The 21844-nt window shown below is 51.0% G+C and carries 23 protein-coding genes; 9 read left to right on the forward strand and 14 right to left on the reverse strand.

Features of this window, described 5'->3' with window-relative positions; genetic code table 11:
• Positions 1-59: 59 nt before the first annotated feature.
• The 8 genes from ACXAFR_RS21750 to nifL form a co-directional block, all read right to left on the reverse strand.
• The gene (locus tag ACXAFR_RS21750) at positions 60-860 is read right to left on the reverse strand and encodes an ankyrin repeat domain-containing protein (RefSeq protein WP_475180917.1); all 801 of its coding nucleotides are present in this window, start codon (positions 858-860) and stop codon (positions 60-62) included.
• Between the two features lie 53 nt (positions 861-913).
• Complete coding sequence (locus ACXAFR_RS21755; protein WP_475180918.1) at positions 914-2659, reverse strand: nitroreductase family protein; 1746 nt, start codon at positions 2657-2659, stop codon at positions 914-916.
• Positions 2660-2662: 3 nt separating this feature from the next.
• Positions 2663-3286, reverse strand: coding sequence for a nitrogen fixation protein NifQ (locus ACXAFR_RS21760; protein ID WP_475180920.1), 624 nt, complete (start codon positions 3284-3286; stop codon positions 2663-2665).
• 17 nt (positions 3287-3303) lie between these two features.
• A complete protein-coding gene (locus ACXAFR_RS21765) occupies positions 3304-3723 on the reverse strand; it encodes an ArsC/Spx/MgsR family protein (RefSeq protein WP_475180922.1) in 420 nt (139 codons plus the stop codon).
• Between the two features lie 23 nt (positions 3724-3746).
• Positions 3747-4025 carry a 4Fe-4S binding protein gene (locus tag ACXAFR_RS21770; RefSeq protein ID WP_475180924.1) on the reverse strand — a complete coding sequence of 93 codons (279 nt, stop codon included), beginning with the start codon at positions 4023-4025 and terminating at the stop codon, positions 3747-3749.
• Positions 4026-4050: 25 nt separating this feature from the next.
• Positions 4051-5553, reverse strand: a complete 1503-nt coding sequence (gene nifB, locus ACXAFR_RS21775) for a nitrogenase cofactor biosynthesis protein NifB (protein WP_475180926.1) — start codon at positions 5551-5553, stop codon at positions 4051-4053.
• Between the two features lie 442 nt (positions 5554-5995).
• On the reverse strand, positions 5996-7582 hold the full coding sequence (nifA, locus tag ACXAFR_RS21780; protein ID WP_475180927.1) for a nif-specific transcriptional activator NifA: 1587 nt from the start codon (positions 7580-7582) through the stop codon (positions 5996-5998).
• Positions 7583-7615: 33 nt separating this feature from the next.
• Positions 7616-9208, reverse strand: a complete 1593-nt coding sequence (gene nifL, locus ACXAFR_RS21785; RefSeq protein ID WP_475180930.1) for a nitrogen fixation negative regulator NifL — start codon at positions 9206-9208, stop codon at positions 7616-7618.
• Between the two features lie 474 nt (positions 9209-9682).
• On the opposite strand from nifL, the gene rsxA reads away from it, so the two are divergent.
• The 8 genes from rsxA (at position 9683) to ACXAFR_RS21825 (ending at position 16053) form a co-directional block, all read left to right on the forward strand.
• Positions 9683-10255 carry an electron transport complex subunit RsxA gene (rsxA, locus tag ACXAFR_RS21790; protein WP_475180932.1) on the forward strand — a complete coding sequence of 191 codons (573 nt, stop codon included), beginning with the start codon at positions 9683-9685 and terminating at the stop codon, positions 10253-10255.
• Positions 10256-10276: 21 nt separating this feature from the next.
• Positions 10277-10801, forward strand: a complete 525-nt coding sequence (locus tag ACXAFR_RS21795; RefSeq protein ID WP_475180934.1) for an RnfABCDGE type electron transport complex subunit B — start codon at positions 10277-10279, stop codon at positions 10799-10801.
• A 164-nt stretch (positions 10802-10965) separates the two neighbouring features.
• Positions 10966-12504: an electron transport complex subunit RsxC gene (gene rsxC / locus ACXAFR_RS21800; RefSeq protein ID WP_475180937.1), complete on the forward strand. Its 1539-nt coding sequence runs from the start codon at positions 10966-10968 to the stop codon at positions 12502-12504.
• A 5-nt stretch (positions 12505-12509) separates the two neighbouring features.
• The gene (locus ACXAFR_RS21805; protein WP_475180939.1) at positions 12510-13583 is read left to right on the forward strand and encodes an RnfABCDGE type electron transport complex subunit D; all 1074 of its coding nucleotides are present in this window, start codon (positions 12510-12512) and stop codon (positions 13581-13583) included.
• Complete coding sequence (gene rsxG / locus ACXAFR_RS21810; RefSeq protein ID WP_475180940.1) at positions 13580-14290, forward strand: electron transport complex subunit RsxG; 711 nt, start codon at positions 13580-13582, stop codon at positions 14288-14290. The genes ACXAFR_RS21805 and rsxG overlap by 4 nt, the downstream gene beginning before the upstream one ends.
• The gene (locus ACXAFR_RS21815; protein ID WP_475180943.1) at positions 14283-15026 is read left to right on the forward strand and encodes an electron transport complex subunit E; all 744 of its coding nucleotides are present in this window, start codon (positions 14283-14285) and stop codon (positions 15024-15026) included. The genes rsxG and ACXAFR_RS21815 overlap by 8 nt, the downstream gene beginning before the upstream one ends.
• Positions 15023-15283, forward strand: a complete 261-nt coding sequence (locus ACXAFR_RS21820; RefSeq protein ID WP_475180945.1) for an RnfH family protein — start codon at positions 15023-15025, stop codon at positions 15281-15283. The genes ACXAFR_RS21815 and ACXAFR_RS21820 overlap by 4 nt, the downstream gene beginning before the upstream one ends.
• Positions 15284-15510: 227 nt before the next feature.
• Positions 15511-16053 carry a flavodoxin gene (locus ACXAFR_RS21825; protein WP_475180947.1) on the forward strand — a complete coding sequence of 181 codons (543 nt, stop codon included), beginning with the start codon at positions 15511-15513 and terminating at the stop codon, positions 16051-16053.
• 39 nt (positions 16054-16092) lie between these two features.
• On the opposite strand, the gene ACXAFR_RS21830 is transcribed toward ACXAFR_RS21825, so the two are convergent.
• The 4 genes from ACXAFR_RS21830 to ACXAFR_RS21845 form a co-directional block, all read right to left on the reverse strand.
• Entirely contained in the window at positions 16093-17001 is a 909-nt protein-coding gene (locus tag ACXAFR_RS21830) for a bile acid:sodium symporter family protein (RefSeq protein ID WP_475180949.1), read from the reverse strand.
• Between the two features lie 40 nt (positions 17002-17041).
• The gene (locus ACXAFR_RS21835; protein WP_475180951.1) at positions 17042-17812 is read right to left on the reverse strand and encodes a TIGR01458 family HAD-type hydrolase; all 771 of its coding nucleotides are present in this window, start codon (positions 17810-17812) and stop codon (positions 17042-17044) included.
• A 71-nt stretch (positions 17813-17883) separates the two neighbouring features.
• On the reverse strand, positions 17884-18804 hold the full coding sequence (gene ppk2 / locus ACXAFR_RS21840) for a polyphosphate kinase 2 (protein ID WP_475180954.1): 921 nt from the start codon (positions 18802-18804) through the stop codon (positions 17884-17886).
• 59 nt (positions 18805-18863) lie between these two features.
• Complete coding sequence (locus ACXAFR_RS21845; protein WP_475180956.1) at positions 18864-19172, reverse strand: rhodanese-like domain-containing protein; 309 nt, start codon at positions 19170-19172, stop codon at positions 18864-18866.
• A gap of 74 nt (positions 19173-19246) precedes the next feature.
• Between ACXAFR_RS21845 and ACXAFR_RS21850 the strand changes: the two genes are divergently transcribed.
• Positions 19247-19549 carry a 2Fe-2S iron-sulfur cluster-binding protein gene (locus tag ACXAFR_RS21850; RefSeq protein WP_475180957.1) on the forward strand — a complete coding sequence of 101 codons (303 nt, stop codon included), beginning with the start codon at positions 19247-19249 and terminating at the stop codon, positions 19547-19549.
• Here ACXAFR_RS21850 and clpX read toward each other — a convergent pair.
• Together clpX and nifM are read right to left on the reverse strand one after the other, a co-directional pair.
• Positions 19546-20868 carry an ATP-dependent Clp protease ATP-binding subunit ClpX gene (gene clpX / locus ACXAFR_RS21855; RefSeq protein WP_475180959.1) on the reverse strand — a complete coding sequence of 441 codons (1323 nt, stop codon included), beginning with the start codon at positions 20866-20868 and terminating at the stop codon, positions 19546-19548. The two genes, ACXAFR_RS21850 and clpX, sit on opposite strands and share 4 nt — an antisense overlap.
• A 102-nt stretch (positions 20869-20970) precedes the next feature.
• Positions 20971-21816, reverse strand: coding sequence for a nitrogen fixation protein NifM (nifM, locus tag ACXAFR_RS21860; RefSeq protein WP_475180960.1), 846 nt, complete (start codon positions 21814-21816; stop codon positions 20971-20973).
• Positions 21817-21844: the final 28 nt, after the last annotated feature.

Below are 21844 nucleotides of genomic sequence, written 5' to 3' on the forward strand. Positions count from 1 at the left end.
CCTTATTTGCACAAGTTGCAGAGATTTTCAATCACGTTAGGGATACCACTTTCCTGAAATTAGCCGGCCAACCGCTGCTGCAAAGGTGCCGGTAAAATACCCTTACCCGCATTGCGCAACATTTTTAAAATTGGCAGTGTCGAGGCGAGATCCAATGCCGAAAACCCATCCTGAGTCGTTAGCTGGTGATCAGCACCTGCACGCAGCAGCATTGATACCATGTCTTCACGCCCGGCCGAGGCGGCATAAATCAAGGCTGTCGCACCTGTTGGATTCTGGTGATCGAGATTCGCGCCAGACTGCAGCAACTCCTCCACCACAAAGGTATCGTTGGCATAGCAAGCCAACCATAAAGCGGTATTGCCGTCGGCGTTGATGGCGTCAATTTCTGCACCTCGATCTATGAGATCGATAACATACTCAAACTTCGACTGGCGAGCGGCAAACATTAGCGCGGTCTCATCATTAAAACCTCGCATCGATAGATCTTCACAGCTGTAACCGTGCACTGTCAGCCAGTCGCATAGCCCTTTATGAAAATGCTGATTGCGCTGACATTGACTCGCCCAGGCCTCGTACCCGCCCGCCAGAACGTACATGCGCTCAAAGCCAAAATCCGCAAACAAATCGGCGACAACTTCTGCCCGATCCCCTAAGTCGCAATACAACAGAACAGGGATAGTGCGATTGGCGCGCCCTAATAATTGCTTCATATCCTCGTCAGGCAAATTAATTGCACCGGGCAATTGACCACAGCGAAACGCCAGAGCATCTCTAAGATCTATCACCAAAGCGGTTTCCTGATTCAGCAGTTGCGCAGCGGGCGCAGCTTCAATAATTTGATAGTGTGACATGCTCATGTTCAGACCCATTTAAATAAATTACCGAAAGATGTACTCACTAAGCTCAAGCGTTATTGTTTACCTGCAGTTCGATGCTGCAGGTGGTAATAACCAGAAAAACTGGTCAGACGATCATCCACCACCGGAAAACCGACGGCAGTAAAATAAACAAACTGAAAGCGATCGCTGTTTATTCCCAAAAGATCCCGACAGGGGTCATCGAAAAAACAGCCAATACCGGTTGCCGCAGCCCCCTGTGCAGTTGCCTCAAGGTACAATTGCTGCGACATAAAACCCGCCTGCCAATGTGCCAATCGGTAGCCGGAACTACCCCGCAGTTCCAGCACCCGATCAAAATCCGCTAAAAAGCCAACGGTGAAAGCCGCATCACTGGCAATAGCTTGCTGGCAGCACAAGGTGGCCGTAGCCCGCTGTATCACACCATCGTAGATTCTGTACATCGAGATCTCAGAACCCGCTGCGCTTTTCAAAATAAGCGGGTGCCACTGATTTAACTTTCTACAAGCATTCCGAATATCACCGGCAAGTTCGCGATTACCGGGGAGTAGATAAAGACCTGGGGATAGCCCTTCGACTCGGTGCACAGCAAACAGCAGACCGAAGCTCGGCCCTTCCGGCTCTCCCAAGACATCACTCGCCTGTGCCTCCAGCATCCTATTTACAGCAGAAAAAAATGCCTTCAAGGAAAGAGGCTGCTGCTCGAACCTCTGCGCACTACGACGGCGGCTAGACACTTCTCTAAAGGTTCGATCCTCAATCGCCAACTCAGGAACATCTATAGTTTCAACGTCATCACTAAAATCATTGGGATCAACTCCGGGTTGATTTGCTCGGACGTCTACTGCCTGTCCATTGGTTTCATCAAAACGAGAAATTGCAGCAATCTGATCAACCACAGGCCATTTATAAGGAGACCTCTCTCCTAGAGACTGTGGTCGGCCCTGCCAATCACTTAACTGCGATGGCGAAGGAATCACAGATTCCGACGCGTATTCTTCAGGACCAACCCAAACCAAACACTCGGGAATTTCACCTTCGACGCCATAATATTCCGGCCGGTCAATTCCTAAGAGAGAAGCCATTTCATCGCTTCCCATGGGGAGCTGGCGACGTACCACCCACCCTAAAGCTCGAGCGGAATAATCCAGACACGCCAACGCGTGTCCCAAATCCAACTGGGTATAGCGGAAGCTACGCTCGCCGTATTTCCATGCTTCCCGCCAAGTCACCGAGGTCAGTCCAACGTAAAATCCCTTAGTATTGTCAGCGCTTTCAAGCAATCTTGCCCGAGTTTGCAAGACATGTTGCTCCGACTCATAGTGATACAAGCCAGCGGTTAATATCGGCTCATCTTCCTCTAGAGCATCCAGACCGGCAGGTAACAAAATGTAAGCCTCGGTGGGATGCAAATTGCCGCTAGAGGGATTGATCCTCAAGCTCCACTTATCCGGCCCAAACTGTTTCCAAGCAGTCAATGCCAGACTGTAGCGAATAAATTCCGCCAGAGTTTTCTGAGTCAGTGCCTGAGCAGGTACAACGGCCTCATTGGAAACCAAATCGCCCCAGGCAATGTCCTCACCCGCCTTCTCTAGCGTTAATGGAACAGACTCTGCACCAACAAAATACCGAAAAGGGCTGGGCTGCGAGTCCCAATCAAGCGTATCTGGCCCCCGGGCGTAACCCTCAAAGCGATGTTTGGTGCGCTGGTGGTAATTTCTCACCGCCCCGATTGCCACATCAGACATTGCCTTGATGGGCTCATCGCGTTGTGCTTTAGCAGATGCGTCGACAGCCACAAGTTAATCCTCTGGCCCGAAACATTCATCAAAGGACGTACACTCATCGCAACTCGGAGCTCGGCACACATAGTGACCGCCTTCCTCACACAGCTGCTTATAAAGGAAACGCTTCCACTTCATATCCCGGGTGTTCTTCTCACTGAGCGGACGAAAATTTACGTGCAATAGTACAGACAATTCACTTCGATCCGTCATGCCGAGATCACGCCAGAGATGCTCGCTGCCCAGGCAAGCGGCAGCGACTATCGGTGCCATAAGTAGCTCGGACTCGCAAAAATCACTGCGATGTCGCAGCATGAGATCGACAAGCTCCTGCCACTCGTCTCGACGCAGCTCCAACAACGTTTGCCGAACATCTTCCTCGTCGGACGCAGCAGGTCGATCGGCAACGTCCCTTTCAGCCAGAAAATCCCACTGCTCACTATCAAGCCCCAGGGTGGCAGGTAAGCTTGTGGTGCCCGCAGCTTGACTATTCACAATCATTTTGAAAAATCGGGCATTTTCCGAAGATATTTCTGAGCGCTCGTGATCAGAGCGAGTTTCCTGCCGAGCGCTTTGCGAGTCGCACCACTCAAGGCTCGCCCCTAACTCTTCGTTAATCGTCGATTCCATGAGACCACGCATGAGATCAGTCACCCCTCTCAGCCTTGTTTTGCATCGGCTCGCTGCACGCGAGCACAGGTTTCAACATCTTCCTCAAGAACTTCGCCATCCAGGCCAAGTTGTGAACACAGATGATCCCAATCGAATCCAACCCAGTGTGAGTCTTGCCATTCAATCAGTGGCCGCCGAATTAAGAGTGGCTCGACAATCATCCGTTCAAGCAATTGGTCAGCGGTGAAATTGGAAGCAATGACCTCCCCAGACTTCACCGCTGGAGCCGAAGAATTTAACCACTTTTCCTTCGGCAACCCCTGAAAATACTGCCGTAAACTAGCCCGAGCCCAGGGGTGCTCGAGCAGGTTGACCTCTTCGACTTGCACGGGGTGTTGCGCCAACAGCTGCAATTGCTTGCGACTGTTGATGCAATTTGGCTTGGTAAAAAAACGTATCTTTTTCACGGTACCAAAACCACCCTCAGCATTTAACGCGCCTGAATTTCCCGTAGAGCTTCATCCATTTTCTCAGGAGGAATGCCCGTTAAAGAGCCGCGAGGATTAATGGGAACACCCAACGCATCGAGAATGGTCTCTTCAATCGGACAAATGCTCGCACACTGGGAATCGGCGAAATCACCTTCACACTCAGTACATTTTTTTGGATCAATCATGAACTGGGTGTCCGCTTTATAGATGGCGTCACTAGGGCACACATCGTAACAAGCGTGGCAACTGACACAGGTATCTACAATTTTAAGTGACATAGTAAGTCTCCTCTATCTGCAGATGTCAGGCGGTTGCCGCTTCGGCTTCGATCAACTCTTCCAACATACCGTTATCAATCATTTCCTGATAAACAGCAGCAACGGCTTCATCGATTGGCTCCATGGCGTGCTCACCATTAGGCTGAATACCGGCGTCTTCCAGAAGACCCCAAGGCTCAAAACCGATCTTGGAGCAAAGCACAACTTCACAACCTTGCAGAGAGCGGATACTACCGGCCAGTGCGCTTTCTTTCTCACCGCAGGAATCACCACCAATACAATACTGATCAACTTTACGGTGGCTGATGAAGCGAACACCTTTGCTGGATGCTTCATAAACCAGAAATTCGGTGGCATGACCGAAGTGTTGGTTGATAACACCTTGCCCGCTGGTGGCAATAGCCATAAGGACTGGGCGGTATTCTTTCGCGGGTCCTTTAGGAACTGATGCCGACGCCAGGCGTGCTTTCTTAGCTTCTTTCTCAGCCAATTCTTCCGCAATGCCTTCGTGAACGGCAGCGCGAACTTTCATGGCTTTGTCGTAATCGATGTTCATCTCAGCGATTTTATCGAGCGTAAATTCTTCGCCGCGATCTTCGCCAAGCAGGCCTACCGCATCGGCACGACACTGGCGACAGTGACGCATCATGTTCATGTCACCGGCACAGGAATCTTGCAGGTCTTGCAGCTCTTCCGGAGTAGGTCCACGCTGCCCCATTACACCGTAGAAAGTGCCATGCTCAGCCTCTGCGATTAATGGCATAACGTTATGCAGGAAGGCGCCTTTGGATTTAACAATACGGCTAACTTCTTTCAGATGCTCGTCGTTAACGCCCGGAATCATAACAGAGTTAACTTTGACCAAAATGCCGCGCTCAGTCAGCATTTCCAATCCTTTTTGCTGCTGCTCGATCAGAATTTTCGCACCCTTAACACCGTGTATACGACGATTGCGCCAGAAAACCCAAGGATAGATTTTGGCACCAATCTCGGGATCAACCGTGTTGATGGTGATGGTAACGTGATCGATGTTGTGTTTCGCCAGCTCTTCAACCGCATCTGGTAACGCTAAGCCATTAGTGGAAACGCACAATTTGATGTCTGGCGCTTGCTCAGACAGCATACGGAAAGTCGCAAAAGTGCGCTCTGGATTTGCCAGCGGATCGCCAGGACCTGCAATTCCCAGAACTGTCATTTGCGGGATTGTTGCTGCAACCGCTTTGGTTTTCAAAACCGCATCTTCTGGGCTTAACAGCTCAGAAACCACACCCGGACGAGACTCGTTGGAGCAATCATATTTACGATTGCAATAGTGGCATTGAATGTTACAGGCTGGAGCTACCGCAACGTGCATGCGAGCAAAATAGTGATGCGCGTCTTCAGAGTAGCAGGGATGGTTATGTACTTTCTCACGAATTTCTTCTGACAGATGAGACATCTGATCATCGGTACTTCCACAGGAACCACTGGAGCATCCGCCACCGGAAGTAGCATCAGCAACCATATCATCAATAACATTCAGATCCATAATTTAACCCTCACCTTGGCAACGTAAAACTTAAAGGCTGCATACACAGACTTATCAGGTTTTCTGCGGCTACGGCGGCAAAGCTCTGGGGCCTTTTACCGGCTGCTGCACCGCGGTTTTCAATCAAGGGGGAAGTTGCAACGAACATACCTGTAGCGCCTAACATTTAACCAACTGAAATTAAAAGCCTTTTTTTGTTCCTATAGAATGTTTGTGTCAGTAGGCACACAGATTTCTGACAAGAATGTTAAGTTACGAACATAGAGCGCGAAACGGTAATACCAACACTCACCCAATATGATCAGCCCTTGCGAACAGATTAAAAACACGCGTCACGCGGTCATCCATTCGCGAATTTTGATCGCACCAGAAATGGCAAGACACAGAAATCCCTTGGTGCTATCACTATTGAGAACACCACACAGATGACAATAGGTACTGGTCAGATTTTGCGAACGTTAATGTTCAAGGTTTGAATACGATAGGCGATTTGACGAGGCGTCATCCCCAACAGTCGTGCGGCCCTGGCCTGAACCCACCCCGCCTGCTCTAACGCAGCCGTTACCCGCTCGCGCTCATCCAGATTCTGATCATTAAGATCGATATCCGGCATGGCTACTTTTGCTGTAGGTGCAGAGAATCGTGTTTGTTCGATACCGCTCAAGGAAATTACATCCAAATCAATACTGCCGTTTTCACACATAACAGAAGCGCGCTCGAGACAGTTTTCCAACTCTCTGACATTACCCGGCCAAGTGTGACTCATAAGACGTCGGATAGCGCCTTCAGTAATGCGCAATTCTCGCTTCTGTTGTTTGGAAATCTTGTCGACGAGAAATTCCGCCAGATCTGGAATGTCTTCCAAACGTTCACGCAAGGGAGGCAAATTGATCGGCATGACATTCAGGCGATAATAAAGGTCTTCTCGAAATGCGCCCTCTTCGACATCATTTTCGAGATTGCGGTTGGTAGCGGCAACAATCCTGACATTGACCTTAATGGTCTGGTTGCCACCGACTCGCTCCAATTCACTCTCTTGCAAAACTCTCAGTAACTTTGCTTGAAACATCGGCGATATTTCACCGATTTCATCGAGGAACAATGTGCCACCGTTGGCTTGCTCAAACCGACCTTGACGCTGCTTAATTGCACCAGTAAACGCCCCTTTTTCATGGCCAAAGAGCTCGGACTCAAGTAGATTTTCTGGCAAGGCCGCACAATTCAGTTTAACAAATGGCTTGTTGCTGCGTGGCGAATTGTAATGAATAGAGCTAGCAATCAACTCCTTTCCGGTACCTGATTCACCGCGAATGAGAACAGTACTGTCCCATTTTCCTACACGCCGAACCTGGTCAAATACACGCCGCATCGTCTCGGATTTACCCACCACCATTTTGTCGAAGCTGTATTTCACTCGGACTTCGCGCCGCAGCTCATCCCGCTCTTCGATCAGGTCCATTTGGCGATTTGCAATGGCGTTACCCAGCTGAATATTCTGAGCAATTAAATTGGCCACCATTTGCATAAAACGTGTACGCTCAGCCAAAAATTCATCGGGTGGCGTGCGCGGCTGGGCGGCCAAAACGCCCACGGTTTCTCCGTCGAAGCCTTTGATGGCCACCCCAATGAACGGCAGGTCGTAATCGTAGATATCCAATTTATGGATAAAATTCGGTTCGGCAGACACGCGTCCTAGCACGATGTTTTCACCACTGGCCAGAATTCGCCCAATGATGCCCTCGCCAGAACGATAGCTAACGTTACTGGCTTGACGCTTTAACCACTCTTCATCCCCTTGCACCGCCGTCACTTTCACTTCCGAGCGGTTTTTGTTGGATACCGTCACGATACCTCTGGCCAACTCCATATCATCCGCCAGGATCTGCAGTACATCGCTCAGGGTTTGTTTGAGTTCGAGTGACTTTCCCAGAACTCTGGAAACTCGATAAATGGCGTCCAGCTCTTTTTCCAGCAGCGCACCTCGAGTCGTCCGGGCACCCGTTTTATCATCTTCGTTCAACACAGACATCTTCAAGCTTTACCCCTCCTGGGAACGGCTATCTTACTCGTCAAACTGAGAGGCAAAGGGCAAAATAACCTTAACCGTGAAACCCTCGTTACTGGTTTTATCCAGTTCTACCATGCCAGCGTGTTCATTAACGATCTCATGCACCATTGTCAGCCCCAATCCACGACAGCTTCCTGCCGTAGCAGGCTTGGTCGTGTAAAAGGGCTCAAAGACCTTTGCGGATAAATCATCCGGAATACCAGGCCCCGAATCGATTATCTCCAAAATGACAAATTCATGATTGGATCGGCTGACAACTTTCAGTTCACGGTCTTTTATCTTGCTGGAACTCATCGCCTCAATGGCATTTTCGAGCAACTGCTTGATCATGGCTCGCAATCGCGTTTCATAGCCTAACAGTGATGGGATGCGTTTTTGCGGATTCCAGAAAAATTCCACACCGTAAGCACTCATCTTATCGGAGCAGATTGATACGGCCTCACGAATCATTTGATTAATATTGACGGGCGATTTCGCCAGGACTTCTCGCAACGGCGCCACCTGTGTAAGGCCATTGAGAGCATCCTGACCGGAAGAAAGCGCCGAACGCATGGCATTCAACAGAGGATCGTCGATAGACGACGCTCCAGCCCGTTTTTCAAGCATGGACACGGCAGCCGCCATCAAATTCATGGGCTTTTCAAGCTGATGAATAGCGCCGTTGTAGGTCTCACGCATGCCTTGAATAAACTCTTCTTCTGCGACAGATTCCTTCAAAGTATGCAGGCGCGCCTGCTCTTGACGCCGGCGCATCTCGGTAACTTCTGTAAGTACCAATAGCGTGTACTGGTTGTTGACCTTGGTAAAGAAGTGATCAACTGAACCGTCTTCGATGGTAATAGATGTACCAAAACACGAGAACCAGCGCTCGTTATATCCAGAGAATTCCAGAGAGATTTCAATGCCACTGAAATTGATTTCGCCCTGGGGGCCCTTCAGCAAACTGATACCCGTTTGCTCCTGGATAGCGCGCATAACGACATTGACCGGCTCACGTCCTAAATCTGCCGCCAGAGCTTTATAACACAGATTATCAAGGACAATACTTCCCTCTTCGTCCAACAAAACTGCAGCCGACGGCGAAGCATTGACGACGGCTTCGATCATGGATTTCTGATTGGCCACCTGATTTTGCAGACGATGGAGATCTGTGACGTCTCTGTGCATACCAAGGTAGTTGGTCACAGCGCCTTTTTCATTCAATACCGGGGCAACCGTCAGTTCCGCCAGATACCGCGCGCCATCCTTGCGACGATTGACGAGAACGCCCACCCAAGGCTGCTTCTGCCGCAAGCGCCCCCACAGCGTTTCATAGACCAAGCGCGGCGTTGTGTGGTTAGACAGTACAGATTCATTTTTACCGATGACTTCGTCGGAATCATAGTTGGTCACCTGACTGAACGCGCGATTGGCGTAGAGTACATTCGCATTGAGATCGGTAATCGAAATCGCGACAGGGCAACTGTCGACAGCTTTGTAGAAGACCTCAGAGCTGAGCAGGCTGCCGTTGGAGTGAGTGCTAGGATCACTCTCAGTTTGACTAACCGCCAATGATGAACGTGATTCAGGCCTGATATCTTTCGTCATGAAAAACCTCGGTTGTCTGAGACCCCTACGGGCTGGCGAGAATTTTCCCGTCTGCCCACAATGTTTAAGCGTGCCTTCCTGCACTAGATGTCGAACGACGTTCCATTCACGAGAGGTTTTTCTCATTTATGGGAGCGGATACGTCCATCTACAAAAGGGGTTGAGCAATAACCGTTCCACGACAAAATCAGCCACTCGACCCGACAAATTGCGACGTGGCATCTCCTACAAATGTCATTTTGTCGCATAGCCGACAATTCTCAGAACAGCCAATTTCGCCCCTTGTAACAAACCCGACAATTACTCTGAGTCCCGTAATTTCTGGTGCATCCGTGGGGTTATAAACACTAGCTGTTAGGCCTCTGTCGCTTATCATCCAATGGCATAGTCTCTGCAATCTCCCCGGCAATCACGGTTCGGCCTATGCACCAGTGGCTGGCTTAAACGTTCGTCAGCGCCCCGGAGAGAAACACGGTGGAAATTTTCTACATCATTATCGGCACCGTCCTGGTCAACAATGTTGTTTTGGTCCAGTTCCTGGGTCTGTGTCCTTTTATGGGCGTTTCAAACAACATCTCTACCGCGATGGGCATGGGGCTGGCAACGACGTTTGTATTGACGCTTTCTGCGACACTCGGCTGGCTGATTGAATACTATCTTCTGCAGCCGTTTGAACTCGAATTCTTACGCACACTGACCTTTATTCTCGTGGTCGCCGCAGTGGTGCAATTTACTGAACTCTATCTTCGTAAAGCGAGCCAGACGCTCTACCAGAGCCTTGGCATTTTCCTACCATTGATTACGACCAATTGTGCAGTACTGGGTGTCGCACTGATGACGATTCGCGAAGGCTTTAGTTTTACCCAAAGTGTCATCTATGGTTTCGGCGCCGCAATTGGGTTCTCAATGGTCATGGTGGTTTTTGCTGGTCTGCGCCAACGCTTGGCCATGGCCAATGTTCCCGAGCTCTTCGCTGGAGCACCTATCGGGCTGATTACCGCCGGTCTTCTCTCAATGATTTTTATGGGATTTGCCGGACTGGTGTAAACCTACATCAAGGAGTTAAACATGATTGCAGCGATTTTCGTTCTAGCGGGTATGGGACTGACTCTAGGTTTTTTACTTGGTCTCGCCGCGAAGGTCTTCCGAGTCGACAGCGACCCAGTCGTTGAAGAAGTTCAAGCGATGATGCCAGGGACACATTGTGGCCAATGTGGATTTGCTGGATGTAGCCCTGCCGCGGAAGCGATTGTCAATGGCGACGCCGAAGTGACCTGCTGCCCACCCGGTGGTAAGCAATTGGCCCAGGCATTGGCGGAGAAACTCGGCATCACCATCAATTTGGATGGGATGGACGATGCACCCGGCTACGCGAATATCCAAGCGGACCTTTGTACCGGGTGCACCCGCTGCTTCAAGGTTTGCCCAACGGACGCCATTCTCGGAGCAACGAAGCAGATTCATGCGGTTATTCGCTCCGCCTGCACCGGCTGTGGAAGTTGCGTAAAAGCCTGCCCAGAGGATTGCATTGCGCTCGTGCCCGATGAAATTTCTCTGGATACCTGGAACTGGCCTAAGCCTGAAGCCGCATAACTGAAATTGGTTTGCGTCGATTCCGCCCAAACAGAAACTGCACCAGGCCTTTTCCCAGAGAGGAAGGTCAACCCGATTCGACTTATTTTGATGGTGGTCATCACCTACAGGGATTGTTTTTTCACCCAACCAAGACGGATCACGTTCACACATGAGGAGAGCCCATGAAATTTTCAGCCTTTCGAGGAGGCGTCCATCCAGACGGCTTTAAAGAGCTTTCCTCAACTCAACTCATCAGCAAGCTGCCCCTGCCCGAAATTCTTTACGTGCCATTACGCCAGCACGCTGGCAGCGAAGCTGTCCCTGTTGTACGCAAAGGCGAACAGGTTTTCAAAGGCCAATTGATCGGGCGCGCGGGCCAAGGGCTGTCAGCCCCCATCCACGCGCCCACGTCAGGTACGGTTACCGAAATAAAACCCGTTATCGCTGCCCACCCCTCAGGGTGCGAAGCAAACAGTATACATATCGTTCCCGACGGGGAAGATCTACCACGGCCCTCTGAACGAATCGATGAACCGTTTAATACCGACCGGGATATGCTCGCCAAACGCATTTCTGTATCTGGCATTGTCGGTATGGGTGGCGCCGCGTTTCCCTCAGCAGTAAAGCTGAATTCCGCGTCAGGTCGAGGAATTCACACGCTTTTAATTAACGGGGGCGAATGTGAGCCCTACCTTACGGCCGATGACCGTTTGATGCGCGAGCGCAGCGAAGGCATCGTAACCGGCGCTCGTATCATCGCCTACATCATCGACGCTCCTAAAGTCATCATCGCCATCGAAGACAATAAAACCGACGCCATCGCAGCCATACAAGCGACCGTGGCAGGCTATGATCATGTCGACGTTTGTGTTGTACCGACCCGCTATCCCATGGGTTCAGCGAAGCAAATGATTCAAGCCGTCACCGGCAGAGAGGTCCCCGCCGGCGGCCGCAGCTCTGATGTCGGCGTGTTAATGCACAATGTCGCAACCGCCTATGCGATCTACCGATGCATTGTCCATAACGAACCACTGACCTCGCGGATTGTTACCGTCTCGGGCGGTGCTGTTCACTCGCCAGGCAATGTCGAAGCGCTGATTGGCACCCCCATGGCAGATCTTATTGCACATTGTGGCGGCACAATCGGCGAACCTGAGCGATTGTTGTTGGGCGGACCGATGATGGGCCACATCATTCATTCAGATCGCGTCCCCCTCATTAAGGGCGCGGCGGGTATTTTGGCGCTGACGAAAAAAGAGCTGGCGAAAACCTCTGAGTCTCCTTGCATTCGATGCAGCCGCTGTGTTGATGCTTGCCCAATGGGACTGGTGCCCTTGGAAATGGCGAATCATTCACGCCACATGGATTTTGAAGGTGCCAACGAATACGGTTTGAAGGACTGTATTCTGTGCGGTTCCTGTGCCTATGTGTGCCCTTCGCACATTCCTTTGGTGCATTACTTTCAGTTCGCCAAGGGCGAACTCAACATCCAAAAACAAGCCGAGAAACGCTCTGACTATACCCGTGAACTTGCCGAAGCGAGACGCGTTCGGCAAGAGCGAGAAGCCGCCGAAAAAGCGGCTGCGAAAGCCGCCAAAGCAGAAGCGAAGAAAAAGGCCGCCGCCGCAAAAGCTGCCAAGGCTGCAAAAGCGAAAGCAGCGAAGGAAGCCAAACAGGCTCAAACGGCTGCCGCCGACTCAACAACCGCCGCATCCGAGTAAGCATCATGAGCCAGACTTTCACCATCTCTTCGCCCCACGCTCACGACCACTCTTCTGTAAACCGGGTCATGCTGCACGTTTGCCTAGCACTTTTACCCGCAACGGCTTTTGGTCTCTATGTCTTTGGCTTTCTCGCGGTCAACATGCTGCTATTGACCATCGGCTCAGCACTCCTGTGGGAGAGCCTTTGCTTTTGGTTGTTAAAACAGCCGCAAGGGCGACTCTTTGATGGGTCAGCACTCTTGACTGGGTGGCTACTGGCGATGTCATTACCCGCGGCGTCACCTTGGTGGCTATGCGTAGGCGGTTCTTTCGTCGGGATTGTCTTGGGTAAGCAAATGTTTGGTGGACTTGGCCAGAACATTTTTAACCCCGCCATGCTGGCACGCGTCGCATTGCTGATTTCCTTTCCTGTTCAGATGACGACCTGGACGCTTCCTGGCGGGTTTTCCGCGCTCGGTTTCGTGGACAGTCTGAATATTACCTTTGGACTTGCCCCGTTGGCGGATGGCTTTACCGGCGCGACGTCACTGGGACTGCTAAAAACGGAAATGAGTACCGGAGTCACAGCGACTGCTGCCATATCAGAACACGTGAACCTACTGTCAAGTTTCTTCGGAACGACAACCGGCAGCTTCGGTGAAACGTCAAGCTTACTAATCCTCTGCGGTGGGGCTTGGCTGCTGATCATGCGCATCATTAGCTGGCATATTCCTGCTGCAATGCTGGCATCTATCGCAATAATCGCAACGGTCTTTAATCTTATAGACGAGACCCGTTTTGCACCCGCTTCTTTCCACCTACTGTCAGGCGGAGCCATGCTCGGGGCGTTTTTTATTGCGACCGACCTAGTGACATCGCCTTCCAGCAAGGCTGGACAACTCATCTTTGGTGCGGGTTGCGGGTTGTTGACCTACGTTATTCGCACCTGGGGTAGCTTCCCAGAAGGCATCGGCTTTGCCGTGTTGTTTATGAACGCGCTGACGCCACTGATCGATATTTATTTTCGACCAAGGGTTTACGGCCGCCGGGTTGACGGTACGCCGATCAGCTACTCCCGCAAAGGAGGTGAATCATGAGTGTTTTTACACCTGTTGCGGAGCCGAGTTACCGCAAACGACTCGGCTATCAAGCCATGTTACTGGCTGGTATATGCAGTCTTGTCGCAATTCTGATATTGATTGGTGAGGACGTTACACGGCACCCAATTGCCGACGCCAAACGACAGGATCAACTGGATATGTTGAGCCAGGTATTGCCTAAGAACCTCTACAACAACGACCCCCTTGCGGATGTTGTCACTCTGCAAGATACCGCGGGCGAGACCGAAGTTTTTATCGCTCGTCAAAATGGTAGCCCTGTCGCTTTCGCCTACGGTGCGGTTGGCTACGGCTACAGCGGCGCAATCAACTTAATGATGGGTGTAAAAGCATCCGGTGACATTATTGGCGTTCGCGTGACGGCCCATGCGGAAACACCGGGACTTGGAGATAAGATCGAAATTAACAAAGACGATTGGATCACGTCTTTTGATGGCAAATCTTTGACAAACACCAGCAAAACTCAGTGGGCGGTTGAAAAGGACGGCGGCGAGTTCGATCAGTTTACCGGAGCGACAATCACACCGAGAGCCGTTGTCGGTGCCGTCCACGAAGGGTTGGAGTTTTTCAATCGCCATCGTACCGAACTGCTTCAGTCACAACACAAAGATTCGAACCCAACCACAGAATCAAACCCTGTCAGTTCCGACAAGCCCACCGCCAAAGGAGATTCCCACCATGAGTGACGATGTACCATCCGCCGAGGAATCGCCAACGGTCGTCAAGGAGAAAACGCCTGTTGGCTCGCTCTTCCGCGAGGGGCTTTGGGATAACAATGTCGCGCTCGCACAGATGCTGGCGCTCTGCCCACTGCTCGCTGTGACCACCTCTGCAACCAATGGTCTGGGCATGGGGCTCGCCACGTTGGTTGTGATGCTGTCGGCCAATGTTGTCGCTTCGATTGCGCGTCATGTGATTACGCCAGAGGTTCGTATTCCTGCGTTTATCGTTCTGATCGCATCTCTGGTGACGCTCGTGGATATGTTTTTAAACGCATGGATGCACGAGCTGTACAAAGTTCTCGGCCTATTTATTCCACTGATCGTCACCAACTGTGCCATTCTCGGCCGGGTCGAGTCCTTTGCGTCTAAAACGCGTGTATACCCGGCGTTTATCGATGGGTTGGCCATGGGATTGGGCTTCATCTGGGTACTCGTTGTGGTCGGTGCGGTTCGCGAAGTGCTCGGTAGCGGAACACTGTTTGCGCACGCCTCACTGCTGTTGGGGCCAAGCTTTGAGTGGATGGAACTAACGATCATTCCCGAATACCAGGGCATCTTGTTGCTGGTGCTGCCGCCCGGTGGCTTCATTGTGCTGGGGTTACTCTTGTCACTCAAGCGACTGGCTGACCGCATCATTGAATCCCGCGCGCTGGCCAAGTCGCAATCGGATATTGATGCCAGCCTGGAGGCTTCCGCATGAAAGTCAGCATTGCCTACGCCGATAACCAGCATCAGCATTGGCAGAGCCTGCAAATTGATGAAGGCGCTACCGTCGCCGATGTCATTCACAGTTCAGGCTTGCTGGATCTGGTACACATCGACCTAGATACCCACAAGGTGGGTATCTTTGGCAAAGTCACCAAACTGGATGCCCAGGTAAAAGATGGCGATCGAGTAGAAATCTATAACGCGATTACTCGTGTTCTGGATGACGACGATGATGATGATGACGACTAACTCTACAAACTGTCGTTCATTAAAATCGCCTTTGTCACATCCCCTACAGGCCCGACACACCGAAGTATTTACGCAGTGTCGCAAACCCGACAAGCCAGCGTTTTGATAATTATTCTCTTTAAAAACATAGAGTTATAAAAACAATTACACGCCAAGGCGTGGCATATATTTCGCAGCTTGCCCCTAGTCCCGGTACCCAACAACTTTAAACCAAGGTGGTAATCATTATGTCTCGAATCGGATTGTTTTTTGGAACCGACACTGGCAAGACTCGCAAAGTTGCCAAAATGATCAAGAAAAAGTTTGACGACGACACTATGGCAAAGCCAGTCAACGTTAACCGTGCGACCGTCGAAGAATTTACCGCATTCGACTTCCTGATCTTGGGAACCCCGACGCTCGGCGAAGGATTGTTACCAGGTCTCTCCGCTGAATGCGAAAATGAAAGCTGGGAAGAGTTTTTACCCCAGTTGGACGATCAGGATTTTTCTGGCAAGACCATCGCCATTTATGGCTTAGGTGATCAAGTCGGCTACGCTGACGAATTTGTCGATGCCATCAAAGAGATCTATGACTTTTTCGAAGAGCGTGGCGCGAAATTGGTTGGCACTTGGCCCACCGAAGGCTATGAATTCGACCACTCCGAAGCCGTGGTCGATGGTCAGTTTCTCGGACTGGCGCTCGACTTGGACAATCAGCAAAATTTAACCGACGAGCGGGTAAACAACTGGCTGAGCCAAATCGCGGGTGATTTCGACCTCAACCTCTAGCAGCTGATCAACGCAAGGAAAGGCAGATCGTGTATTTGCCTACTCCTTGCCGCCTGCCTGCACGCGTTCCCCCATAGACAGGCTGGCGCCTCCGACACTGTCTCTTCCCAGGCAATAGCGGGAAAACGCTACAAAACCAGGTACAAAAACGTACATTGCTAACAGATATCCAGCTGGCACACCCACCATTTGCGGATCGTCAAAAAACACCATCGCCAGATAAAATGCCAGGGCAACATTTTGTACACCGATTTCAACCGTCAGCGTTTTGCACTGACTGATAGGCAGCTTGGCCCATTTACCGATTCCGAAACCGACAGACATGGTAAAGAACAGCAGGAGCGAAACCCACAAGAGAACCGTGCCCGCAATGGGTATGAGCGCGCCGATGTGTGCCTTGACCAACAACGGCGTAATCGCGAGCAACCCAATAAACGCGATGCTTGCAACCCAGCCCGAAATCGCACGTGCAAAGCTTGGCAGATAATGTCTGATGCACATGCCAACAAGGACCGGGAAGACGGAATACATAAAGGTTTTATTCATGGTTTGAGCAACAGGAAGACTCAAATCGACGCCACTTCCCAATACCAAATGAGACGCCCCGTTATACACCAATGGAACGGTAATAATTGAAAGCAGGCTGCAAAATGCCGTTAAAGACACCGAAAGCGCGACATCCCCACGGGCTAGCCAAGTCAAAAAGTTGGAGGAAGATCCTCCGGGGCAAACCGCAATCAACAAGATTCCCGCCACAATCAACGGGTTATCAATAAACATTGCCAGGCCGATTGCCACCAGCGGCAACAGGATGAGTTGTCCGACCAGCCCACAAGTGAGCGCCAGTGGCTGCTGCAACAATGCCAGGAAATTTTTAAGCTGCAAGGTTAGGCCCATGCCAAACGCAATCAGCATGAGCACGAGGGTAATCCAAAGGGTAATTGTCATTACAGGCTATCTAGGTGGTTGAGAAAACTTCACTGCGCGGTTATATCCGCGGATTGACGATCGCATCGACTGAGTCGGCCAATAGAGCCCCTAACGGTAATTGCTGAAGATCGGCATCTCGGTACTTGCCGGTTTTTACCAGACAGCCTTGAATGCCCGCATCCATGGCGCCTTTGACGTCGGCAAGCACATCATCGCCAATCATCAGACAGTCTTCAGCTGCACACCCTGTCGAGGAGACCACTTGTCGATAAAAGTCGTGAGAGGGTTTGCCGATAATAACGGGTTCCACGTCTGACGCCCAGGACAACGCCTGAATAAACGCGCCCGCATCCAACGTTATGCCATCGTCAGCACGAAAGTACTTATTCAGTCCAATGCCAATCAAAGCTCCGCCTTCATAGAGAATACGAAATGCCTTATTCAGATTTCCGTAACTGAGCGCATCCTTGGCATCACCAAGAAGTACGCAATTGGGGTTTGTGGTTTCGAGGCCTGCAAAATCTGGCGCAATGGCTGAGTGTAATAGACTGTACGGCCGCAATCCTTTCTGCTGGATATATTCGCGGGCGGCTTGGGGCGCCGTGTAAAGCTCATCACGGGATGCACTGATGCCAAAACGCGTCAGCTCCGCAACAATGACATCGGCTGAACGTGTCGCTGTATTGGTGACAAAGCGGAGAATTTTTCCCTGCTCCCTCATTCTTTGCACAAAGGCAGAGGCGCCAGTAATCATATGACTGCCATCGTAAAGAACACCACTGATATCCAATAGCAGTGCCTTACATTGCAACTCATTTATTCGGTCCACACTCTACCCCATCCGCTGACATCGACAGTGGAGGTCATGGTAGCGCCCTGAAGAGACTTCAGGCAAAGGCTTCAGTATTTTTGCGGCACGTAAAGATCAGACGGCAAGGTAGAACGGTCGTAATCTGGGTTAAATCGACGTTCCGGTAGTTCGATCTTTTCCCTGGGAATTTCCTCGTAGGGAATCTGACTCAGAAAATGGCTGATGCAATTAAGACGAGCGCGCTTTTTATCATTGCCCTCTACGATGTACCAGGGTGCTTCCGGAATATTCGTGCGGGCAAAGGTCTGTTCCTTCGCCTTGGTGTAATCTTCCCAGCGTACTCGGGATTCCAGATCCATAGGGCTAAGCTTCCATTGCTTTAATGGATCGTGAACGCGCATCAAGAAACGCAGCTGCTGTTCTTCATCGGTAATGGAAAACCAGTACTTAACTAGCCTGATGCCGGAACGTACTAACATGCGTTCAAATTCTGGCACATCGTCAAAGAACTGCTCGACTTCGTCCGAAGTTGCGAATCCCATCACTTTTTCAACCCCCGAACGGTTATACCAGGAGCGATCGAACAGAACGATTTCGCCTCCGGATGGCAAGTGGGGAACGTAACGCTGAAAATACCACTGGGTTTTTTCACGATCACTGGGCGCAGTCAGAGCAACAACACGACAGACACGAGGATTAAGGCGCTGGGTTATGCGCTTAATGACGCCGCCTTTTCCGGCAGCATCGCGCCCTTCAAAGATGACCAGAACCTTTTCACCGGTTTCCCGCACCCAATCCTGCATTTTGATCAGCTCAGATTGCAGGCGCAGTAATTCTTTGAAATAAAGGCGGCGATCAATACTGGAAGGACGCGACTTTTTATATATCCGACGCAACTCGCGGGACAACTCTGGATCTGAGAGCTCTAGCTCATAGTCCTCATCAAGGGCATCCTGCAACTCGGCTTCAAGCCAATCATTCCCGTCTTCAAACTGCTCTTTATCGCTCACGATGCGTCTCCAACCAATCGATCGGAAATACGCTATAGCAGGCCGATGACAGTTTTATGTCAGGCTGCCTCTAGCTTTTTCCACGCGGTGTAACCACCTTGCATGGAATAGACATTTTTGAAGCCGATAGCGCCGAGAAATTCCGCCAGGTCCTTGCTGCTGTTGCCGTGGTAACAGTAAACGATGATCGGTTTCTCATACTCTTTGCGACGAATCAGCTGCTCAGTGAGCCCATCGTGTGCCAACATCGCACCGTCAATGTGGCTTTCCCGGTAGGAATGAGCATCTCTCGAATCCAACAAAAGGGGATCTTGTGATGCCAACATCTGCTGCGCCTGCTGGGCGGTGATTTCCGTAAACTTTGCCATTTCTTCCACTCCTTATTGCCTGCGCGACCACGCATTACTTGTCGGCCCTTGCGAGACCATGCCACACTGAGGTCATGACAGGCAGCTATCAGTTAACATTCATCATTGATGACATCGAACACTCCGCAGAGATCGATACCCAATCAGACTTATTAGCGCTCGCTGAGCGAGAGGGCTTTATCATTCGGCGCGCCTGCCGCAATGGTGTCTGCGGACTGTGCCGGTGTCGACTAAAACAGGGCCAGATCGACTATCGGGGGCGACAGCCCCACGGCCTCTGGGATGAAGACCTGACAGCGGGCCTTATTCTCCCCTGCATAGCCTACGCGACAACAGATATAGTCCTCGACCAATTGCTGCTGGAGAGCGAAGACTAACGCCCCTCCAACATGACACCAGCGTCGACATCGGATTCTTCTGTAACGCTTTCCTGAATGCCCGTGCCGAGTATCTCTGACACGATCAATTCCGCCGCGTCGTTCACCATGGTTTCATCAACCACGCAAGTGCTGATGCCCTCTTTGGAAGGCAGTTCGAACATGGTCTTACGCAGCACGCTTTCGAGAATTCCCCTCAAGCCGCGGGCGCCTGTGCCGCGATCCAGCGCTTGCTGAGCAATACGCTCCAGGGCAACATTGCTAAATTCCAGCTTAACCCCTTGATATTTAAAGAGCTGCTTGTACTGCTTAACCAGCGCATTTTTCGGCTCTTGTAAAATGCGGAGCAAGGCGGGGATGTCCAGCTCTTCAAGAAAGGTGATGATCGGAAAACGACCGATAAATTCTGGAATGATACCGAACTGCTGAAAATCCTCCGGCTGCAGAGCGGACAATAATTCGTTCGTCGACTTCTTTTCCTCGCCGGAATACATGTTTTCTGCCTGAAAACCGATCCCACGCTTGGATGGCTGCACGCGCTCACCGATGATATTGTCGAGCCCGGGAAAGGCACCGCCAACAACAAACAATATGTGAGTGGTATCAACCGTGACTTCTTCCCCACCGCCGCGACGCTTATCGCCTTTTTGCAGCTTAACCTGTGAGCCTTCCACCATCTTGAGAAGTGCTTGCTGCACGCCTTCGCCGGAAACATCACGCACCGCCGCAGAACCAGCCCCGGCACGGGCAAGCTTATCGATTTCGTCTATATAGACGATGCCCCATTCCGCTCGGGCGACATCGCCATCTGCAGCCTCGAGCAATCGTTGCAGGACACTGTCGACATCGTCACCCACATAACCCGCCTGCGTCAGGGTTGTGGCATCAGCAATAACGATAGGAACGCCAATAACTTTGGCCAAACTCTTAACAAGAAGTGTCTTCCCGGTTCCCGATGGCCCGGACATCAGTACATTGGATTTTTCCAATTCGGTGCCACTGTCCTGCAGGGAGTCTTCTGCTTCCCCCTGATTCAGCAAACGCATGTAATGGTTGAAGACCGCGACAGACAGGGTTTCTTTGGCTTCGTCTTGTCCGATGACATAGTCGTCCAGATGCGATTTGATCTCACGCGGAGTTTTAAGCGTGTTAATCATCGCTGCGGATTGTTTTTTACGCCCCCAACTCGATACCACTTGATGCGCAAGCGCGACACAACCCTCACAGATCATGCCGTCGTTGCCGGAGATCAATGGCGTTTCCGCCGACTTAGGAATGCCACAAAAAGAACAGGCGGCTTGCGATGAACTATCTGACATGAATGGACTCCCCCTCAGATGACTTGGCAAATGTCCGCATTGAGCAGCTAGCAAAATGCCGACGTGGAGCAAGTGACTCCGTGACTCTCTGAAAAAAGATGTTTAACCCGGCAAGCTACGTAACCAGGCGCGCTGTTGCTCTTTGCGGTTACGTTCCGTCAGTTGTTCGATGATTTTCGGTAGTGCTTCGCGGACTTCCACGACGCCCTCCGGGTAAATAGCTTCGCACAAGAGCACATGAAATCCCAGTGGAGATTCTATTGGCCCTTCGACACTTCCTTTAGACATCGCAAAAAGTTTGCTATCCAACGATGGAAACAGTGTCCCTTTTTTTAAGCGTCCCAATCGCCCTTCTTGCATCGCGGTAGGGCACTCCGAATATTTAAGTGCCTGCTCACTAAATCGACCAGGCTTTTTCTTCAATCGCTTAGCGACCAGATGCGAACGATCAAACGCAGCATCGCGACAGTTTTCGGGAAAATCATCGTTAACGGTAATAAGAATATGGCGGGCTTCACGAGTTTCCGGCTGCCAGAATTTTTCTGGGTGCAGGTAATAATAAATTCGAGCATCCGTTTCAGAACACAGCTCTGCACTGGCAGCAACACGCTCCATAACCGCGTCAACCCGCAGATTTCGATTGATGCTGTCTCGAAACGCATTGTCGTCCAGTTGATTGAGATCCAGCTCCCGCTGAAACTCCTCTTCAGAGGCATAGCGCGAGATGATACTCGTTACCTCTCGATCCAACTGGTCTTTGTTGATAATAACGCCAGCCGCCTCATCACTGTTTAGGATTCGACGCTGGAGTTCATATTGACGCCGCGCAATAGCTTCGGCTTCGGACTGCTTGTCTTTTTCCAGTCGATTCAATGAATCGCCAAAATGTTGAATAGCGACTTGTAATGCCGTGTAACGAAATGCTTTGGTATCGGTTGGAAATGTCATCGTTTCTTACCCGACTTTTTTCAATACT

Source organism: Pseudomaricurvus sp. ABR4_320 (assembly GCF_056159445.1).